This window comes from Plantactinospora sp. A48, from assembly GCF_055793945.1.
This window is the reverse complement of record NZ_JBTIXF010000058.1, coordinates 20,646-39,711: the sequence shown is the minus strand read 5'-3', so window position 1 is coordinate 39,711 and position 19,066 is coordinate 20,646. Positions and strand designations below refer to the sequence as shown.

Here is a 19,066-nt window from a genome sequence, read left to right as displayed (position 1 = left end):
CCCCTGACCGACGCCGCCCAGAAGGTTCAGGTCTCGGCCTACCCCGACGCCTACGCCCAATGGGAAACCCAGGCCACCGACCTGGTCACCCACCACTGGAACAGCTGACCCACCCCAACCAACCCCACACCCACACCACCACGCTGCTGGCCGGACCCCCACCCGGGGCCCGGCCAGCAGCATCCCCACACCCGAAACTCCCACCACCCGGAACGTCACCACCAGGACCCGGACCACCACCCACGACCGGCCGCACCCCACCACCAGCCAGGCCGGTGCGAGGACGGCCTCACCAAGGACCCACACCAGACCGCCAGGAGGCCAGCGCTGCTCGGTCGCCGATGGGTGTACTCGCGGTGGACCGGCAGGCACGGGGGCGTAGCCTGGACCCGGAAGATCACGGGGAAGGATGTTCGTGGCCCGCACCCTGCGAACCGGCGTCAGATCGACCAACCAGCGTCGGCGTCTGCCCGCCCTGGTCGGCGCTGTCGTCGGCGTTCTGCTGGTGGGTGGTTGCACGCTGCCACCCTTCGCGCCGAACACCACCGACGGCCACTCCGCGGCGGCCCCGCAACCGGCCGGCGCCGCGAACTGGAAGCCGTGCCCGGACATGCCACGGGAGCTGACCAACCGCAATCCGCCGGCCAACATGCGGTACGACTGCGCGACCATCGCCGTACCCCGGCAGTGGCCGGCGAAGGGCGGCCCCGGGCCCTCGGTCAGCCCGGGAGGCGCGGGCTCGGCCGGGACCTTCGAGATCGCGCTGATCCGGGCCCGGTCCACCCGGCAGAGCGGCCGGATCGGCTCGCTCGTGATCAACCCGGGCGGACCCGGCGGATCCGGCGTCGACACCGCCATCTACCTGTCGTACGGGCCGGCCTTCGGTGGGCTGCCCGACGAGGTGACCCGACGGTTCGACATCGTGGGTTTCGACCCTCGCGGAGTCAAGCGGTCGAGTCCGGTCAAGTGCATCTCGGACGCCGACCTGGATGCGAACTTCGGCGCCGAGCCGGACCCGGAGACCCCGGGCCAGTTCAACGAACTGGTGACGCTCGCCAAGCGGATCTCCGCCGGCTGTGCGGCCAGGTACGGCGACCAGCTACGGCTCTACTCCACCGAGCAGGCCGCCCGGGACATCGACGCGGTACGCACCGCCGTGGGCGATCGGCAGCTGACCTACCTCGGGTACTCGTACGGCACCCTGCTGGGCGCCACCTACGCCCAGCTCTTCCCGACGAACGTCCGGGCCATGGTGCTGGACGGCGCGGTGGACCCGAAGCAGGACACGATCACCGGCTCGGAGAGCCAGGCGAAGGGCTTCGAGAAGGCGTTCAACGACTTCGCGGACTGGTGCGCGGCAACCCCCGGGAAGTGTCCGATCGCCCCCGACGCCCGTGCCGCGGTGACCGAGGCGCTCGCCAAGGCCCGGGTGTCCCCGGTAACCGGCAGCGGCGGGCGGGAGGCGACTCCCGGCTGGGTCTTCTACGCCATCGTGTCGTCGCTGTACAGCGAGTCGGGCTGGGAGGAACTGGCCACCGCCATCGACCAGCTGGCCGGCGGCAACCCGAGCGCGGTCTTCCGGCTCGCCGACCTCTACGCCGACCGGGACGCCAGCGGTCACTACTCCAACCAGTTCGACGCCAACCTGGCGGTGAACTGCGCCGACCAGGCCCAGCGGCCCACCGCGGAGCAGGCTCGCACCCTCCAGTCGCGGTGGCGGGCGAAGTACCCGCTGTTCGGGGCGCCGCTGGCGACCGGGCTGCTCAGCTGCGCCGAGTGGCCGGTGGCGGCGGACCCCTACCCGACGGGCCGGGCGAACGGTGCCGCACCGATCCTCGTGGTGGGCACGACCGGCGACCCGGCCACCCCGTACGAGCAGACCCAACGGCTGGCCGACATGCTCGGCGTCGGCCGGGTCCTCACCTGGGAGGGCGAGGGCCACACCGCCTACCCGCAGACCACCTGCGTCACCAGGGCGGTCGACGGATATCTGCTCGATCTCGCGCTGCCGCCGGTCGGCCAGCGCTGTCCACCGAAGTAGCGGACGGTAACCTGTTCCGGTGATCTTCCGTGAGGCCGTCCGCGCGGACCTGCCCGCCATCATCGACCTGCTGGTCGACGACGTCATCGGGCGCAACCGCGATCATCCGGTGGTGGACGAGGCGTACGAACGGGCGTTCGCGGCGATCGACGCCGACCCGCGCAACCGCCAGATCGTCGGTGACGACGACGGCACCGTGGTGGCCTGCATGCAGCTCACCTTCATTCCGGGGCTGGCCCGGCACGGCGCGGAGCGGATGCTGGTCGAGGCGGTCCGGGTTCGCTCCGACCGGCGGGGACAGCGCATCGGCGAGCAGATGATGGCCTGGGCCGTCGACCGGGCCCGCGAGCGGGGTTGCGCACTGGTTCAGTTGACCACCGACAAGTCGCGCGCGGACGCGCACCGGTTCTATCTCCGGCTCGGCTTCGTGGCCAGCCACGAGGGCATGAAACTCACCCTCTGACGGGCGCCGGCGCGGGCCCGGGTCAGCCGGCCTTCCGGTCGCGGTCCTTGGACGGTTGGACCCGCTTCGGCTCGCCGGGCATCTTCGGGTGGTCGGGCGGATAGGGCAGGTCACCGGAGCCGTCCCGTTCGTCGCGGTCCGCCCAGTCCAGCAGCGGGGTCAGGTCCCAGGGCGCGTCGTCGATCCCGGCGTGCGGGTCACCCGATCCGGCGATCCGCTGCGGCACCGTACCCAGGTCGAAGTCGTCCGGTTCCACCTCGGTCAGCTCGTCCCAGGTCAGCGGGGTGGAGACGGTGGCGCGGGCGTTGGCCCGCAGTGAGTACGCGCAGGCGATCGTCCGGTCGCGGGCCATCTGGTTGTAGTCCACGAACACCCGTTCCCCGCGTTCCTCCTTCCACCACGAGGTGGTGACCAGGTCCGGCCGGCGCCGCTCCAACTCGCGGGCCAGCGCGATCACCGCCCGGCGGGCCTGCACGAAGGTCCAGCGCGGTTCGATCCGCAGATAGACGTGTACGCCCCGGCCGCCGGAGGTCTTGGGCCACCCGGCCACGCCCAGTTCGTCCAGCAGCGCCCGCAGCTCACCGGCGGCCTCCACCGCGTGGCCGAAGTCGGTGCCCGGCTGCGGGTCGAGGTCGACGCGCAGCTCGTCCGGCCGGTCGGGCTCCCCCAGCCGGACCGGCCAGGGATGGAACACCACGGTGCCCATCTGGGCGGCCCAGGCCACATGCGCGAGGTCCGCCGGGCAGAGCTCGTCGGCGGTACGACCGCTGGGAAAGGTGATCTCCGCGGTCCGCAGCCACGGCGGTACGCCCCGGGTGGGCACCCGTTTCTGGAAGAACGTCTCGCCACCGAGGCCGGCGGGAAAGCGTTGCAGGGTGGTGGGGCGATCCCGCAGGGCCCGCAGGATGCCGTCCCCCACCGACAGGTAGTAGTCGAAGACGTCCTTCTTGGTGAACCCCCGGTCCGGAAACATCACCCGGTCCGGGCTGCTCAGCCGTACGGTCTGCCCCGCCACCTCGACCTCGACGGGCTTCGCCTTTCCGTTGCCGGCCATGTCGTAGAACGATAGGCCACCGGCGCGGACCAGCGCCGCCGTACCCTTGGTTCGTGGCTTTGAACGAGAACGAACTACCGCACAGCGAGGACGAGTGGCGGGTCCGGCTCTCCCCTGAGGAGTTCCGGGTCCTGCGCCAGGCCGGCACGGAGGCCCCGTGGACCGGCGAGTACGTCGAGACGAAGACGCCCGGGATGTACCACTGCCGGGCCTGTGGCGCCGAACTGTTCGCCAGCGACACCAAGTTCGACTCCCACTGCGGTTGGCCCAGCTTCGACAAGGCGCTGCCGGGTGCGATCCGCTACGTGGAGGACAGGTCGCTCGGGATGGTCCGGACCGAGGTCCGGTGCGCCAACTGCGACTCGCACCTGGGTCACCGGTTCGACGGCGAGGGCTACACCCCGACCAACGCCCGGTACTGCATCAACTCCGTGTCGATGCGGCTGGAACCCGCGGGGAACGCCGGCTGACGCTGGCCGGCGTCCCTTCCGCGCGTTTCGGCGTTCTGGTTGCCGATCCGGACTGACACGAGCACCCTGAGGTATATGTCCGAATCAGGGGGGTTCTGAAACCATGGCGACCTGCGAAGTCTGCGGAAACGACTACTGGATGGCGCTCGAGGTCCGCACGGTCAGCGGAGACGTACACACCTTCGACTCGTTCGAGTGCGCGATCCACAAGCTGGCTCCGGTGTGCGAGCACTGCGAGTTGAAGATCGTCGGCCATGGTGTCGAGGTCAGCGGCCGGTTCTTCTGCTGCGCCCACTGCGCGCGGGCGGTCGAGACCGACCGGGCCGCGGAGATCAGGGACACCGTAGGCGCCCACCCCGCCTGATCCCTCACCCGCACGGAAGATCTTGGAATCCCGTTCCCCCTCCGGGGGCAGCGGGATTCCAAGATCTCAGTCCTCAGGGTGGCGTCTACCATCGCGGGATGCCGTTCGAGCCGCGTGTCGCCGCGTTCGCCGACCTCGACGCCGCAACCCTGTACGAGCTGCTTCGGCTCCGGGTGGACGTGTTCGTGGTGGAGCAGGAGTGCCCCTACCCGGAGCTGGACGGACGGGATCTCGAACCCGGCACCCGGCACCTGTGGCTGGCCCAGGCCGGTGAGCACGACGGCGATCCCGGGAGCACCGGGCCGGTGGCGTACCTGCGGACGCTTGTCGAGCCCGACGGCACGCACCGGATCGGGCGGGTCGCGGTGGCCCGCCGGTCCCGGGGCACCGGGCTGGCCGGACGGCTGCTGACCGCTGCGCTGGAGCTGGTCGGTGACCGGTCCTGCGTGCTGTCCGCGCAGTCCCACCTGGTCGACTTCTACGCCCACTACGGCTTCACGGTCAGCGGCGCTGAGTACGTCGAGGACGGCATCCCGCACGTGCCCATGCGCCGCCCGGCTGAGCCCATGCGCCGCCCGGCTCACACCTCGACGTAGCCGCCGATCCGCCAGTACCACCCGTCCTCGCGAGCCATCAGCCGCTCGTCGATCAGGTACCGCCGCAGGGCCACCCAGTCGGTCTCGTAGACCGCCCGCAGCTTGAGGTTCACCTCGGATTCGGTGTAGCGGATCCCCGGCTCGAACTCGGCGACGATCTGTTCCAGCACCATCCGGCGCTTCGCTGCCTTGGCCGGCATGCTGATCAACCGGCCATCGGCGAGGAAGGTGCGCAGCACCCGGTCCCGATCGAGGGTCATCCTCGAACCGTACCGACGGGCGCAACCGGGTATCCCGGCCGATCGGCGTGCCGGGCACCGCTCAGCCGCCCGGCCGACCGGCGTGCCGGGCACCGCTCAGCCGCCCGGCAGGAACACCGGCGTGCCGGGCACCGCTCAGCCGTCCGGCAGGAACGAGGCGATGAAGGCCGCCGACTCAAGCTCCGACAGCGACAGCCCGATCAGCCGGGCCCAGATCGCCTCGTGCCGGGCCACCTCGGCCGGTCGGTCCAGGTAGAGCGCCCCCGTCGGTCCCTCCCGGCGCACCACGCTGGGCTCACGGCCCGGGTCGACGAAGTCCAGCAGCGTGAAGCTGCCACCGGACGCGGCCGGATGCGGCCCGGCAGCCAGCGGCAGCACCCGCAGTCGTACCGCTGGCAGGTCCGCCAGCTCGATGAGGCGTACCAGTTGGGTCGCCATCGCGCGGGCGTCGGCCACCCGCCGCCGCAAGACGGGTTCGGCGAGCACGAACTCCAGGCTGGTGGGCCGCTCCCCGCGCCGGACAGGGCCGCGCCGGGTCTGGTGCGGGTGCGCGGTACCGAGGATCCGCTGCCGTCGCCGGGTCCGTTCGATCCGATGACTGCGACGCTGCGGGGACCAGTCCGGCCGCTCGATCCGGAGCACCTCAGCCGCGTACCCGGTGGTGCGCAGCAGGGACGGCACCAGCTCCGCCGCGTAACAGCGCACCCGGACGGCCTCGGCCTCCATCGGCGCGTACGGGTCGAGCCAGTCGGGCAGGGCCTCGTCGTCGGCCTGCCACCAGCCCCGCCCGGGTGCCTGGCGGGCCAGTTCCAGCAGCGGGCCGGCCAGTTCGGCCGGTGCCTGGTAGAACGCGCAGAGCAACCGGATGTCCGTCGGGCGGACCGGACCGGTCCCGCGTTCGAGCCGCCAGAGTTTCTGCCGGGAACAGCCGACGGCCTCGCTCACCGTCCGCATCGACAGGTTGCGCCGGTCCCGCAGCCGCCGCAGGCAGCGGCCCAGCTGTCGCAGGGGCACGGTCGAGGCCGGTTGGTCCATCGGGCGATCCCTCCCACTCGCGCCGCGGTTCCGGTCCGCCGCCGCCCGCGTACCCGCCGGTGGTGGCCGGCGGGACGGGTGACGGCGGACCGGCTCGTCATGATCGACGGTAGGGATCGACGCGGACCGCGGGGAGGGGCCAGCGGACACAGGGGGCCAGGGGATAGCAGAGGGCCAGCGGACACAGGGCCAGGGGACACAGGAGGCCAGCCGGCACCGGAGCCCAGCGGGCGGCAGAAGCCGGACCCACCCGGACCAGACGGGGCGACGGGGCGAGCCGGATGAGCCGACGGGGCGAGCCGGCGCGGGCAGGCCCGCTACGGCAGCGAGTTGACCAGTTCGGCGACCGAGCGGCGCCGCCCGGTGTAGAACGGGACCTCCTCGCGTACGTGCCGGCGGGCCCGGGAGGCCCGCAGGTCGCGCATCAGGTCCACGATCCGGTGCAGCTCGTCGGCCTCGAAGGCGAGCATCCACTCGTAGTCGCCGAGGGCGAACGAGGCCACCGTGTTGGCCCGGACGTCCGGATAGCCACGGGCCAGCCGACCGTGCTCGGCCAGCATCTCCCGACGTTCGGTGTCCGGCAGCAGGTACCACTCGTAGGAGCGGACGAACGGATAGACGCACAGGTACGCCCGAGCCTCCTCGCCGGCCAGGAACGCCGGGATGTGACTCTTGTTGAACTCGGCCGGCCGGTGCAGCGCCAGCTGCGACCAGACCGGGGTCAGGTGGCGGCCGAGCTGGGTGCGCCGCAGCCGCCCGTACGCCTCCTGGAGCGAGTCGCTGGACGAGGCGTGCCACCAGATCATCAGGTCGGCGTCGGCCCGCAGCCCGGAGACGTCGTACGTCCCGCGTACCGTCACGTCCTTGCCGGCCAGCTCCTCGAACAGCGACTCCACCTCGCCGCTGAGCCCGTCGCGCAGCGCCGGCAGCGGGTTGGCCACCCGGAACACCGACCACATCGTGTACCGGATGGTGTCGTTCAGCTCGCGCAGCCGGGCCGCGTTGGTCTGCCCGGCGGTGCCGGTGGTGGTTTCCTCGCTCATGACGGCTCCTCGCTCATGACGACTCCTCCAGGGCCTTGATGATCTCTTCGGCGCCCGTCTCGCCGGACCGGACGCACGCCGGGATGCCGACGCCGTCGTAGCCGGCGCCGACCAGCGCCAGGGTGGGGTGTGCGGCGCGCAGGGCGGAGCGGGCCGCGGCCACCTCGACGAGGTGCCCGGGCGGGTACTGCGGCAGCGCGCCGCCCCAGCGCCGCACGTCGCTGTCCACCGGCGTCGGCAACGGCGTGCCGAGCAGCTCGCCGAGCTCCCGGTGGGCGATGGCGACCAGCTCGTCGTCCGGCCGGTGCAACCGGTCCTGCTCGCCGTACCGGCCCAGCGACGCCCGGACCAGCGCGATGCCGTCCGGCCGGGCCAGGTGCCCCCACTTGGTCGTGACGAAGGTGGCGGCCTTCACCAGGGTGCCCGCCTCGGCCGGCACCAGGAACCCGGACAGCGCGGGCAGTTCCGGCACCGGCAGGGCCAGGGTGACCAGGGCGACGTTCGCGTAGTCGAGTCGGCCCACCCGGTCGGCGACCGCCCGGTCCACCCCGGCGAGCAACCGGGCCGCCGGCCGGGCCGGCAGGGCGAGCAGGACCGCGTCGGCCTCCACCACCTCGGGCTCCGGGACGGGACCGAGCACCAGCCGCCACCCGTCTGGGGTACGGCTCAACTCGCGCACGGTGCTGCCGAGCCGTACCGTCGCGCCGCTGGCCGAGGCCGCCGCCGCGACCAGCCGGCCGAGCCCGCCGGCGACGGTGGCGAAGACCGGCGCGCCGGGCCGGCGTGGGGCGGCGGCCTGCGCGGCCCGGACCGCGCCGGCCAGGGTGTGTTCGGTACGCGCGGTCCGGGCCAGCGCCGGCATGGTGGCGGCCAGCGAAAGCCGGTCGGCCCGGCCCGCGTAGACACCGCCGAGCATCGGGTCGACCAGCCGGTCCACCACCTGGTCGCCGAGCCGCCGCCGGACCAGCGCGCCGACCGCGACGTCCTCGTCCGGCCCCAGCAACGGCCGGCCGGCGTCCCGGTCGGCGTCCGCGGCCGGCTGGGCCACGGTGGCCACCGCCGCCAGATCCCCGGGTACGCCCACCAGCGTGCCACCGGGCACCGGGCGCAGCCCACCGGCGATGGCCAGGGCCGCCCTGCCGGTGGTCGGGTTGACCAGGTCGGCGCCCAGGCCGAGCCGCTGGGCCAGCTCCACCGCGCCCGAGTCGGCACCGGTGGGGTCGCGCAGCAGGAACGACTCGGCGCCCAGCTCCACCATCGAGCCCGCGATGCTGCCGGTGGCCAGTTTGCCGCCGAGCGCGCCGGACTGCTCGTACACGGTGATCTCGGTGCCGGCGGGTGCGCGGTCGCGCAACCGGACCGCGGCGGCCAGCCCGGTGATGCCGCCACCGACCACGGCGATCCGCCGCCCGGACCGCATGTCAGCGCGCGGACGCGGTGTGTACCAGCTCGACCACCCGGGTCAACACGTCCGGGTCGGTCTCCGGTAGCACCCCGTGCCCGAGGTTGAAGATGTGTCCGGGCGCGGCCCGGCCCTCGACCAGGACCCGACGGACCTCGGTCTCGATCACCGGCCACGGCGCGAACAACAGGCACGGGTCGAGGTTGCCCTGTACGGCCTTGTCCGGTCCGATCCGGACGGTCGCGGCGTCCAGCGGGGTTCGCCAGTCCACGCCGACCACGTCGGCCCCGGCCTCCGCCATCGCGCCCAGCAGCTCGGCCGTGCCGACCCCGAAGTGGATCCGCGGGATACCCGCGTCGGCGAGCCGTTCGAGCACGGCCCGCGAGTGCGGCAGGACGAAGCGCCGGTAGTCAGCCTCGGAGAGCGCGCCCGCCCAGGAGTCGAAGAGCTGCACGGCGGACACCCCGGCGGCGGCCTGGATCCGCAGGAACTCACCGGTGATCTCGGCGAGCCGGGTGCAGAGCGCGTGCCAGGTCTCCGGCGCGCCGTACATCAGCGCCTTGGTCCGGGCGTGCGTACGGGACGGACCGCCCTCGATCAGATAGCTGGCCAGCGTGAAGGGCGCGCCGGCGAACCCGATCAGCGGGGTCTCGCCCAGCTCGGCGACCAGCAACCGGACGGCCTCGTCCACGTACGCCACGTCGTCCAGCCCGATCGGGCGCAGCCGCTCGACGTCGGCCGTGGTCCGGATCGGCTCGGCCACCACCGGACCGGTGCCGGGCACGATGTCCAGATCGACCCCGGCCGCCGCCACCGGCACCACGATGTCGCTGTACAGGATCGCCGCGTCCACTCCGTGCCGGCGGACCGGTTGCAGGGTGATCTCCGTCACCAGTTCCGGTCGCCGGCAGGATTCCAGCATCGGCATGCCGGCCCGGATCTTCCGGTATTCCGGCAGCGAGCGGCCCGCCTGGCGCATGAACCAGACCGGGGTGTGCGGCACCGGTTCACCCCGGGCGGCCCGGACCAGCGCGGATTCCGGCCGGCCGGTCGAACCGGCCTGGCCGGTCACGGCAGCCCGGCCCGGAGCGGTGGCACCGGCAGCGACCGGCGCTTCGCCGGTTCCTCCATGGTGGGCAGCGCTGCCCGCGGTCGTCGTGCTCATCGGCGTCATGGTGCCACGTGGGACGGGACCACCGGTCGGCACCGCCCGCTTTTGTGACCGGCCGGACCACCCGGAGCCGTCCCCCGGCGCGCCGGGGGTCCGGCCGCCCGGGATCGGCATAGGCTGCGGACATGGCCGCCCCGACCGTGCTCCCCGAGCTCTTCACCCGCGCGGTGGCGGGGCTCCGCGCGGTGGCACCCCGGTCGGAGATCCGGATCGAGGAGGTCGGCGCGCCGCAGCGGCTGGCCCCGTACGCGTTCGCGCTGAGCGCCGTGGTGGTCCGCGACACCGAGGAGGTCGCCACCGGCCGGCTGATCCTGCTGCACGATCCGGCCGGGCACGAGGCGTGGCAGGGCACTCTGCGGCTGGTCACGTACGTCACGGCCGAGCTGGAGATGGATCTCGCGGCCGACCCGCTGCTGCCAGGGGTCGGCTGGACCTGGCTGACCGACGCACTGGAGGCGCACGGAGCGAGCTACCGGGCGCTGGGCGGCACGGTGACGCAGACCGTCTCCACCCGGTTCGGGGATCTCGCCGGACCACCGGCGGCCGGCGACGTGGAGCTGCGTGCCTCCTGGACGCCGGTGAGTCAGGACTTCTCCGCACACCTGCTGGCCTGGTGTGCGTTACTGGCCTCCACGGCCGGCCTGCCGCCGCCGGGGGTCAGCGCGCTGCCCGAGCGACGACCGGCCGGCGCCGCCTGACCGAATCGGCCACGCGACGACCGGCCGGCGCCGTCTGACCGAGTCGGCCACGCGACGACCGGCCGGCGCCGTCTGAGCGAGCGGGCCACACTTCCTGGCTCAGTCGACGTACCTGTCGGCTTCGTCGCAGGGCTTCTCGGCCGCCTTGATCGCCTTGTCGAACGCGGTCTTCGTCCGGGCCGCGAAGACGTCGGCCAGCAGGTCGAGGCACTTGCCGATGACCTGCTTCTGCCGCTGCTGCTCGTCGCGGTCGTTGCGGGTGCCCGACAGGTCCTGCTCGATCGCCTTCAGCCGGTCGTTTGTCGACTGCAACTCCGCCTTGAGCCCCTCGATCTCCCGGTCCCGGTCGGCCACCGTCGCGTTGCGGTCGGCCACCGCCCGCTCGGACTTCGACAGCTCGCTCGAACGCATGGCGAACAACCCGGACATCACACCGCCGAACAGGAACAGCGCCACGACCGCCAGGACCAGCGCCAGCAACCGCGGGTCCCGTCGGGCTCGCGGGGCCGCCGGCCCGTACGGCAATCCAGGCCCGGAGACCGGGTACGGCTGACCCGGCCCGGAGACCGGGTACGGCTGACCCGGCCCGGAGACGGGGTACGGCGGGCCGGACGGCGGCGGGTAGGCCCCGCCCGGCGTGGGCGCCTGACCCGGGCCGGAGACCGGGTACGGCGGACCGGACGGCGGTGGATAGCCCCCGCCCGGGTTGGCGCCCGGGGTCGGCGCACCCGTAGGGCCGGACTGCGCGGTGAACGCGGGCCAGGTGGGAGGCTCGGTCGCCCGCTGCGGCGGGTAGCCCGCGGTGGGCTGCGGCGGCGGGTAGCCCGCGGTGGGCTGCGGCGGGTGACCGGCGGCGGTGGGCGGGGCCGGAGAGCCGGCGGCGGGCTGCTGCGGCGGGTGGCCGGCGGCGGCCAACCGTTCGGTGGGCTCGGCGGAGCCGGACTCGTCCGGCGCCGGCTGGTAGCGGGTCGGTTCGTCCGAGTGGTGGGGTGGGTAGGACATCAGTTCTCCATGAGATGGATTGCCGGACGTGGTGCTTCCGGGCCGGTCAGCAGTTGGCGAATCCGGAGCAGGCGACCTTGATCGGGATTGCCAGCCCGATTCCCTCGGCGTCCCGCGCCTTGGCGGTGGCGATGCCCACGACCTGCTTCGCACCGTTGATCACCGGTCCGCCGGAGTTGCCGGGGTTGATGGGCGCGTCGAACTGGATCATCGGGCCGCCGTTCGCGTCGGCTTTGCGGGTGGCGCTGACCACCCCGGTGGTCACCGTGTCGGTCAGTCCCAGCGGCGCGCCCACGACCACCACCTGCTGTCCGGGTCGGGGCGCCTCGCCGGCCGGGACCAGCCCGGTGAAGGAGCCGGTGGTGCGGAGCTGGGCCAGGTCGTTCTTCCGGTCGACCCGGACGATCGTGGCCGGGAACCGCTGGTCGGTGCGTTCGAGATCGACCCGGCGACCACCGGCCTGCCAGACGGCCTCGACGACGTGGAAATTCGTGAGCAGCTGGCTGCCTCCGCCCGTCACCGGCTTCCCGATGACGAAGGCCGTCCCGGTGAAGTCGCCGGCCCGTACCCGGAACACGCTGGGCAGCACCTGGCTGGCCACCGCCTCCGGGTTGAAGGCCGCGCCCGCCTGCTTCTCCAACGCTCCGGTGCGGCCCTCCAGGTCGGCCATCCGGCGTGCGTCGGCGTCGTCCCGCGCCGCCAGCCGCCGCTCGGCACCGTCGAGCCGGCCGCCGAGCCGGTGCAACTGCACCGCCTGAACCGCGGACGTCACCACGAGCAGCCCGACGAGCGCGACCAGCACCACACCCAGCCGGGACCGGCGAACCGGTCCGACGGGCGCCGCCGGCGCGGCAGCCGGCCAACCGGGCCCGATCGGCGCGGCGGGCGGGCGCGCGGCCGGCGGTCCGGAGTACGACTCGCCCGATGGCCCGGGGTACACGAGCCCCGGCTGGCCGGCGCGGGGATCAACGACCGGTTGGCCAAACCGCGGATCGACGGCCGGCGGTGGCGCACCGGGAGAGTTCCACGGCGGCGGCGCGGCGTGCCACCCGTCGAAGTCACGATCCACCGACACCGAATGTCCTCCCCCGCATTGGCGTTCAGAATCAGCTTCGCACAGCCCGACAAACGGGCGGGAGAAGCCATGAGGGTCGATCGGGGAGCCAACCGGACAGGTGTACGGCGACGCGCCGGTACGGCTGCGTGAGCGTTCGCCGCCGGGCCGACTAGGGTTGTCAGGTGACCGACGAACCACCCCTGCGCCGTCGGGCCGCGCAACGCCGAGCGGGGGACGAGCCGTACCCCACGCCGGCGCCCGCGTCGGAACCCACGGTGAGCCCCGAATCGGCGACCGCTGGGCCCGTGCCGCTACTCATCCCTCGCGAGGGCACCCCGCAGCCCATCGCCACGCCCGACGGCCTCGCCGAGGTCGTCGCCCGGTTCGCCGCCGGCACCGGACCGGTGGCGATCGACGCCGAACGCGCCTCCGGCTACCGCTACAGCCAGCGGGCCTATCTGGTCCAGCTCCGCCGGGCCGGTGCCGGCACCGCGCTGATCGATCCGCTGCCGCTGGCCGACCTGAGCAGCCTCGACGCGGTGATCGGGACGGCCGAGTGGGTGCTGCACGCCGCCAGCCAGGACCTCGCCTGCCTGGCCGAGCTGGGGCTGCGGCCCCGGCGGCTGTTCGACACCGAGCTGGCCGCCCGGCTCGCCGGCTTCGAGCGGGTCGGCCTGGCCGCCCTCACCGAGCAGTTGCTCGGTTACACCCTGGAGAAGCACCACTCGGCGGCCGACTGGTCCACCCGGCCCCTGCCGGAGTCCTGGTTGACCTACGCCGCGCTCGACGTGGAGATGCTCGTCGAACTGCGCGACGCGCTCGCCGTCGAGCTGGAGCGGCAGGGCAAGGAGAAGTGGGCGGCCGAGGAGTTCGCGACGCTCGTCGCCAGCGGAGCCCGGCCGCCGCGCCAGCGCCCCGACCCGTGGCGCCGGACGTCCGGCATCCACCGGGTGCGCGGTGCGCGGGCCCAGTCCCGGGTGCGCTCACTGTGGTACGCCCGGGACGCCATCGCGGTCCGCCGGGACTCGGCGCCCGGCCGGGTGCTGCCGGACGCGGCCATCATCGCGGCGGCCGAGTTGGATCCGCAGGACGAGCGGACCCTGTTGACGCTGCCCGGGTTCGGCGGCCGTTCGGTACGCCGGCTCGCCCGGGTCTGGCTGGAGGCGCTGGCCGAGGCGCGGCAGTTGCCCGATGACGCGCTGCCGGTGACTCCGGTCGTGGAGGGTCCGCCGCCGCCGCACCGCTGGGCCGAACGGGATCCGGTGGCCGCCGCCCGGCTGGCCCGGTGTCGGGCGGTGGTGACCAGGATCGCCGCCGAGCACAACCTCCCCCCGGAGAACCTGATCAGTCCCGACTCGATCCGCCGGCTGGCCTGGACCCCGCCCGAGGACTGCGGCTCCGACAGCGTGGCCGAGACGCTGCGCGGGTTCGGCGCCCGGGAGTGGCAGGTGGGCCTGATCGCCGACGGACTGGCCGGGGCGCTGCCCGTGCCGGACCGGCCGACCGACGCCACCGCCGACCAGGCCTGACCGGTCGCACCCGCGAGATCGACATCGCTCGGACCCGTCCGGTCCGCGGTCGCGATCTCGCTCAGGCCCGCCCGGTCGGATGTCGCGGTCTCGGATGTGCGCCGGGTCAGGGGCGAACGGGTTGGACCCGTTCGGCGTGGACCGGCACCCCGCCTTCCGGGTGGGTGAGGACCTCGTCGCGGATCGCCGCCCAGCGCAGCGCGTCCCGGATGCCATCGGTCAGGCCCAACTCGGGCCGCCAGTCCAGCAGGACGGCCGCTCGATCGGTACGGGTGTGGCAGCCGGCCTGGTCACCTGGGCGCCGGCCGGTTTCTCGTACCCGTGCGGGTCGGTCGACCACCGCGTTGAAGGCGGCGACCAGCTCGCGCACCGTGGTGCCGGCGCCGGTCCCGATGTTGATCGCCAGTGTGGCGCCCGGCGGCCGGGCGTCACCTCGCAGGGCCACGCCGTCGGTCCCTGCGGCCGGCGGGAGGCCGTCGAGGCGCAACAGGGCCACGCCGTCCGTCGCTGCGGCCGGTGGGAGGTCGTCGAGGCGCAACAGGGCCGCGCCGTCGCCACCGGCGGCCGGTAGCAGCTCGTCGAAGCGCAGCAGGGCGCGGACGTGCGCGCGGGCCAGATCCCACACGTGGATGTAGTCCCGGATCCCGGTGCCGTCCCGGGTCGGCCAGTCCACCCCGGTGATCAGGAACTCGGCGCCGGTGGACCAGGCGCTGATCAGCCGGCCGAGCGCGTGGCTGGGCTCACGGGCGGCCAGTCCGGTACGTAACCGCGGATCGGCGCCGATCGGGTTGAAGTAGCGCAGCGACAGCGCCCGCAGCGGGGTGGCCGCGGCGGTGTCCGCGATGATCGCCTCCAGCATGGCCTTGGTCCGGGCGTACGGGCTGGCCGGGCCGAGCGGGGACGCCTCGTCGACGGTCAGCTCCGGACCGGGCGCGTAGATCGCCGCCGACGAGCTGAACAGCAGACGTTCGCAGCCGTTGCGTAACAGGTGTCCGAGGAAGTCGATCGACTTGGCCACGTTCTCCCGGTAGTACCGCAGCGGCTGTTCCACCGATTCGGGCACGGCGACGAGCGCGGCGGCGTGGACCACGGCCGCGATGTCGGCGTGGTCGGCGAAGATCCGGTCCAGCAACCGGCCGTCCGCGATGTCGCCGTGGTAGAAGACCCGGTTCCGGACGAACTCCGACCGGCCGGTGCTCAGGTTGTCCAGGATCACCGTGGCCAGGCCGTCGTCCAGGCAGGCGGAGGCGATGGTGCTGCCGATGAAGCCGGCGCCCCCGGCGATCAGGACCTTCACACCATCTCCCGACTCGACGACTGGCCCGTCGGAGGGGGCGATAGGCACAATTGGGACTAATCATATCGTCTGTGGCCTGGACCACAGAGACACCGTCCACCACGACTAGTTACCGACGAGTAGCATCCGAGGTGTTGTCCGTGCCGGCGATCCTCATCCGGTCGGCCGCCGCCCATCGGGCGCCGGCCGGATCGTGGTCGAGAGGGAGGCTCAAAAGTGCCCCGTGAAGTCCGGGATGTCGTCTTCGTCGACGGCGTCCGCACCCCCTTCGGCAAGGCGGGTGGCATGTACGCCAACACCCGCGCCGACGACCTGGTGATCCGCTGCATCCGCGAACTGCTGCGGCGCAACCCGCAGCTGCCGCCGGAGCGGGTCGAGGAGGTCGCCATCGCCGCCACCACGCAGATCGGCGACCAGGGCCTCACCATCGGCCGGACCGCCGCGCTGCTGGCCGGGCTGCCCAAAACGGTTCCCGGCTTCGCGATCGACCGGATGTGCGCGGGCGCCATGACCGCGGTCACCACGGTGGCCGGCGGCATCGCGATGGGCGCGTACGACATCGCCATCGCCGGCGGCGTCGAGCACATGGGCCGGCACCCGATGGGCGAGGGCGTCGACCCGAACCCGCGCATCCTGGCCGAGAAGCTTGTCGACCCGTCCGCGCTGGTCATGGGCGCCACCGCGGAGAACCTGCACGACCGGGTCCCGCACGTCACCCGGCAGCGCTCCGACGCGTTCGCGCTGGCCAGCCAGCAGAAGACCGCCAAGGCGTACGCCAACGGCAAGCTCCAGGACGACCTGGTGCCGGTCGCGGTCCGGGACCCGGAGACCGGCTGGGGCCTCGCGACCGTGGACGAGGCCCCCCGGGACACGTCGCTGGAGAAGCTCGCCACCCTCAAGACCCCGTTCCGCCCGCACGGCCGGGTGACCGCGGGCAACGCCGCCGGACTCAACGACGGCGCCACCGCGGGCCTGCTGGCCGCCGAGGAGACCGCCCGCGAGCTGGGCCTACCGGTCGCCATGCGGCTCGTCTCGTACGGCTACGTCGGGGTCGAACCGGAGGTGATGGGCGTCGGCCCGATCCCCTCCACCGAGAAGGCACTGCGGATCGCCGGCCTGACCATCGACGACATCGGCCTGTTCGAGTTGAACGAGGCGTTCGCCGTGCAGGTGCTGGCCTTCCTCGACCACTTCGGCATCGCCGACGACGACCCCCGGGTCAACCCGTGGGGCGGCGCGATCGCCGTGGGCCACCCGCTGGCCTCCTCCGGGATCCGGTTGATGACCCAGCTGGCCCGGCAGTTCGCCGAGCACCCCGAGGTCCGGTACGGGTTCACCGCCATGTGCATCGGCATCGGCATGGGCGGCACGGTCATCTGGGAGAACCCGAACTGGGAAGGTGCCGACAAGTGACGACTCCGCAGAACCCCAACGAGGTGGTCACCAGGGCGCTGCTGCGCCGGGTGGACGTACCGGGGCTGGACCGGCCGGCCGCACTGATCACCCTGGACAACGGGCTGGACCACACGAAGCCGAACACCTTCGGCCCGGCCGGCCTGGCCAGCCTGGACGAGGCGATCACCGAGGCGCTCGCGGCGGACCCGGCGTTCGTCGCGGTCACCGGTAAGCCCTACATCTTCTGCGTCGGCGCCGACATCACCGGCCTGCCGCTGCTGCCCGACCGGGCGGCGGCGCTGGCGGTCGGGCAGCTCGGCCACCGGGTCTTCGCCCGGTTGCGGGACAGCGCGGTGCCCACCTTCGCGTTCGTCAACGGCGCGGCCATGGGCGGCGGCCTTGAGCTGGCGCTGCACTGCCACTACCGGACGCTCTCCGGTGGGGCGGCGGCACTGGCGCTGCCCGAGGTGTCGCTCGGCCTGGTCCCCGGCTGGGGCGGTACGCAACTGCTGCCCAACCTGATCGGCATCCCGGCCGCCACCCAGGTGGTCATCCAGAACCCGCTGATGCAGAACCGGATGCTCAAGCCGAAGCAGGCCGCCGAGATGGGCATCGCGGACGTGCTGTTGGAACCCGCGGACTTCCTGGAGCGCTCCCTGGAGTGGGCCGCCGGAGTCGTCCGGGGCGAGGTCACGGTGACCCGGCCCGAGGTCGACCGGGACATGTGGGCCGGGGTGCTCTACTTCGCCCGGCAGACCCTCGACCAGCGGCTGCACGGCGCCGTCCCGGCCGCGTACCGGGCGCTGGACCTGCTGGAGACGGCCAAGGACGCCGACTTCGCGGCCGGCACCGCCGCCGAGGACGAGGCCCTGGCCGACCTGGTGTTCAGCGAGGAACTGCGCAGCGGCCTGTACGCGTTCGACGTGGTGCAGCGGCGGGCCAAGCGCCCGGCCGGTGCCCCGGACAAGGGCCTGGCCCGGGAGGTCACCAAGGTCGGCATCGTGGGCGCCGGCCTGATGGCCAGCCAGCTCGCCCTGCTGTTCGCCCGACGGCTCCAGGTGCCGGTGGTGCTGACCGACCTGGACCAGGCCCGGGTGGACAAGGGCGTCGGGTACGTACACACCGAGATCGAGAAGGCCGTCAGCAAGGGCCGGATGGACAAGGGTACGGCCGCCAAGCTGTACGGCCTGGTCTCCGGCTCGGTCGACAAGTCGGTTTTCGGGGACGCTGATTTCGTCATCGAGGCCGTCTTCGAGGACCTCGGCGTCAAGAAGCAGGTCTGGGCGGAACTGGAGAAGATCGTCTCTCCCGAGGCGGTGCTGGCCACCAACACCTCGTCGCTGTCGATCACCGAGATGGCGGCCGATCTGGAGCACCCGGAGCGGGTGGTCGGTTTCCACTTCTTCAACCCGGTCGCCGTGCTGCCACTGCTGGAGATCGTGCGTGGCGAGCGGACCGACGACGCCACGTTGGCCACCGCGTTCGCGGTCGGCAGGCAGCTCAAGAAGTCCAGCGTGCTGGTGAAGGACGCGCCGGCGTTCGTGGTGAACCGGCTGCTCACCCGGTTCCTCGGCGAGATCTTCGCGGCGGTGGACGCGGGCACCCCACTGGAGGTGGCGAACGGCGCGCTGGACCCGCTGGGCCTGCCGATGCGCCCGCTGGCGCTGCTCCAGCTCGTCGGGCCGGCGGTGGCGCACCACGTCGGTGGCACGCTGCACGCGGCGTTCCCGGACCGGTTCGCGGTCAGCGACAACCTGCGCCGGATCGCCGAGTCGGGCAGGCCGATCGTGGTGGACGACGAGATCAACCCCGAGGTGGCCGCGCTGCTGGAGGTCGGTGACCAGCCGCTGACCGCCGAGCAGGTCCGCCAACGGGCCCTCGACGCGCTCGCCCAGGAGGTCCGGCTGATGCTCGACGAGGGCGTGGTGGCCGAGCCGCAGGACATCGACCTGTGCCTGATCCTCGGCGCCGGATGGCCGTTCCACCTCGGCGGCGTCACCCCGTACCTGGACCGCACCGGTACGTCCGAGCGGGTCACCGGCACCCGCTTCCTACCCCTCGGGGCGGCCAGCCTCCGCGACTGACCTGAAAGGAAGGGCCCCTTCTTATCGCTTTTTGTATAGGAAGGGGCCCTTCCTAACATCCTGGAGCGGTTCGGGAGCCGGCGGCTGGGAGATCCTTGCCACACC

At 72.9% G+C, this 19,066-nt stretch carries 18 protein-coding genes; 9 read left to right on the top strand and 9 right to left on the bottom strand.

Going from position 1 to position 19,066, the window contains the following annotated elements; all coding sequences use genetic code 11:
- Positions 1–415 precede the first annotated feature (415 nt).
- Positions 416–2,041 (top strand): alpha/beta hydrolase, encoded by a 1,626-nt coding sequence (locus ACXN5W_RS24145; RefSeq protein WP_473160643.1) that lies wholly within the window; start codon positions 416–418, stop codon positions 2,039–2,041.
- A gap of 19 nt (positions 2,042–2,060) precedes the next feature.
- Positions 2,061–2,504, top strand: a complete 444-nt coding sequence (locus ACXN5W_RS24140) for a GNAT family N-acetyltransferase (RefSeq protein ID WP_473160642.1) — start codon at positions 2,061–2,063, stop codon at positions 2,502–2,504.
- A 22-nt stretch (positions 2,505–2,526) separates the two neighbouring features.
- Here the strand turns inward: ACXN5W_RS24140 and ligD are convergent, their stop codons facing one another.
- Entirely contained in the window at positions 2,527–3,558 is a 1,032-nt protein-coding gene (gene ligD / locus ACXN5W_RS24135; protein WP_473160641.1) for a non-homologous end-joining DNA ligase, read from the bottom strand.
- 53 nt (positions 3,559–3,611) lie between these two features.
- On the opposite strand from ligD, the gene msrB reads away from it, so the two are divergent.
- From msrB to ACXN5W_RS24120, 3 genes are all read left to right on the top strand, one after another.
- A complete protein-coding gene (gene msrB / locus ACXN5W_RS24130) occupies positions 3,612–4,028 on the top strand; it encodes a peptide-methionine (R)-S-oxide reductase MsrB (RefSeq protein ID WP_473160640.1) in 417 nt (138 codons plus the stop codon).
- 103 nt (positions 4,029–4,131) lie between these two features.
- The gene (locus ACXN5W_RS24125; protein ID WP_473160639.1) at positions 4,132–4,392 is read left to right on the top strand and encodes a Prokaryotic metallothionein; all 261 of its coding nucleotides are present in this window, start codon (positions 4,132–4,134) and stop codon (positions 4,390–4,392) included.
- A gap of 98 nt (positions 4,393–4,490) precedes the next feature.
- A complete protein-coding gene (locus tag ACXN5W_RS24120; protein ID WP_473160638.1) occupies positions 4,491–4,988 on the top strand; it encodes a GNAT family N-acetyltransferase in 498 nt (165 codons plus the stop codon).
- Here the strand turns inward: ACXN5W_RS24120 and ACXN5W_RS24115 are convergent.
- From ACXN5W_RS24115 to hemE, 5 genes are all read right to left on the bottom strand, one after another.
- A complete protein-coding gene (locus tag ACXN5W_RS24115) occupies positions 4,973–5,248 on the bottom strand; it encodes a DUF2087 domain-containing protein (RefSeq protein WP_473160637.1) in 276 nt (91 codons plus the stop codon). The genes ACXN5W_RS24120 and ACXN5W_RS24115 overlap by 16 nt on opposite strands.
- A 135-nt stretch (positions 5,249–5,383) precedes the next feature.
- On the bottom strand, positions 5,384–6,283 hold the full coding sequence (locus ACXN5W_RS24110) for a DUF5753 domain-containing protein (RefSeq protein ID WP_473160636.1): 900 nt from the start codon (positions 6,281–6,283) through the stop codon (positions 5,384–5,386).
- A gap of 317 nt (positions 6,284–6,600) precedes the next feature.
- On the bottom strand, positions 6,601–7,326 hold the full coding sequence (hemQ, locus tag ACXN5W_RS24105) for a hydrogen peroxide-dependent heme synthase (RefSeq protein WP_473160635.1): 726 nt from the start codon (positions 7,324–7,326) through the stop codon (positions 6,601–6,603).
- A 13-nt stretch (positions 7,327–7,339) separates the two neighbouring features.
- Positions 7,340–8,746 carry a protoporphyrinogen oxidase gene (hemG, locus tag ACXN5W_RS24100; RefSeq protein ID WP_473160634.1) on the bottom strand — a complete coding sequence of 469 codons (1,407 nt, stop codon included), beginning with the start codon at positions 8,744–8,746 and terminating at the stop codon, positions 7,340–7,342.
- A gap of 1 nt (position 8,747) precedes the next feature.
- On the bottom strand, positions 8,748–9,893 hold the full coding sequence (hemE, locus tag ACXN5W_RS24095; RefSeq protein WP_473160633.1) for a uroporphyrinogen decarboxylase: 1,146 nt from the start codon (positions 9,891–9,893) through the stop codon (positions 8,748–8,750).
- Positions 9,894–10,024: 131 nt separating this feature from the next.
- On the opposite strand from hemE, the gene ACXN5W_RS24090 reads away from it, so the two are divergent.
- Positions 10,025–10,597 carry a DUF3000 domain-containing protein gene (locus ACXN5W_RS24090; protein ID WP_473160632.1) on the top strand — a complete coding sequence of 191 codons (573 nt, stop codon included), beginning with the start codon at positions 10,025–10,027 and terminating at the stop codon, positions 10,595–10,597.
- Between the two features lie 99 nt (positions 10,598–10,696).
- Here ACXN5W_RS24090 and ACXN5W_RS24085 read toward each other — a convergent pair whose 3' ends face one another.
- Together ACXN5W_RS24085 and ACXN5W_RS24080 are read right to left on the bottom strand one after the other, a co-directional pair.
- Positions 10,697–11,599 carry a zinc ribbon domain-containing protein gene (locus ACXN5W_RS24085; RefSeq protein ID WP_473160631.1) on the bottom strand — a complete coding sequence of 301 codons (903 nt, stop codon included), beginning with the start codon at positions 11,597–11,599 and terminating at the stop codon, positions 10,697–10,699.
- A gap of 46 nt (positions 11,600–11,645) precedes the next feature.
- The gene (locus ACXN5W_RS24080; RefSeq protein ID WP_473160630.1) at positions 11,646–12,674 is read right to left on the bottom strand and encodes a S1C family serine protease; all 1,029 of its coding nucleotides are present in this window, start codon (positions 12,672–12,674) and stop codon (positions 11,646–11,648) included.
- Between the two features lie 164 nt (positions 12,675–12,838).
- On the opposite strand from ACXN5W_RS24080, the gene ACXN5W_RS24075 reads away from it, so the two are divergent.
- Positions 12,839–14,185: a ribonuclease D gene (locus tag ACXN5W_RS24075; protein ID WP_473160629.1), complete on the top strand. Its 1,347-nt coding sequence runs from the start codon at positions 12,839–12,841 to the stop codon at positions 14,183–14,185.
- 106 nt (positions 14,186–14,291) lie between these two features.
- Here the strand turns inward: ACXN5W_RS24075 and ACXN5W_RS24070 are convergent, their stop codons facing one another.
- The gene (locus ACXN5W_RS24070; RefSeq protein WP_473160628.1) at positions 14,292–15,482 is read right to left on the bottom strand and encodes an NAD-dependent epimerase/dehydratase family protein; all 1,191 of its coding nucleotides are present in this window, start codon (positions 15,480–15,482) and stop codon (positions 14,292–14,294) included.
- 216 nt (positions 15,483–15,698) lie between these two features.
- Here ACXN5W_RS24070 and ACXN5W_RS24065 point away from each other — a divergent pair, with 216 nt between their 5' ends.
- Both ACXN5W_RS24065 and ACXN5W_RS24060 read left to right on the top strand, forming a co-directional pair.
- A complete protein-coding gene (locus ACXN5W_RS24065) occupies positions 15,699–16,895 on the top strand; it encodes a thiolase family protein (protein ID WP_473160627.1) in 1,197 nt (398 codons plus the stop codon).
- On the top strand, positions 16,892–18,961 hold the full coding sequence (locus tag ACXN5W_RS24060; RefSeq protein ID WP_473160626.1) for a 3-hydroxyacyl-CoA dehydrogenase NAD-binding domain-containing protein: 2,070 nt from the start codon (positions 16,892–16,894) through the stop codon (positions 18,959–18,961). Before ACXN5W_RS24065 ends, ACXN5W_RS24060 begins: the two co-directional genes overlap by 4 nt.
- Positions 18,962–19,066 lie beyond the last annotated feature (105 nt).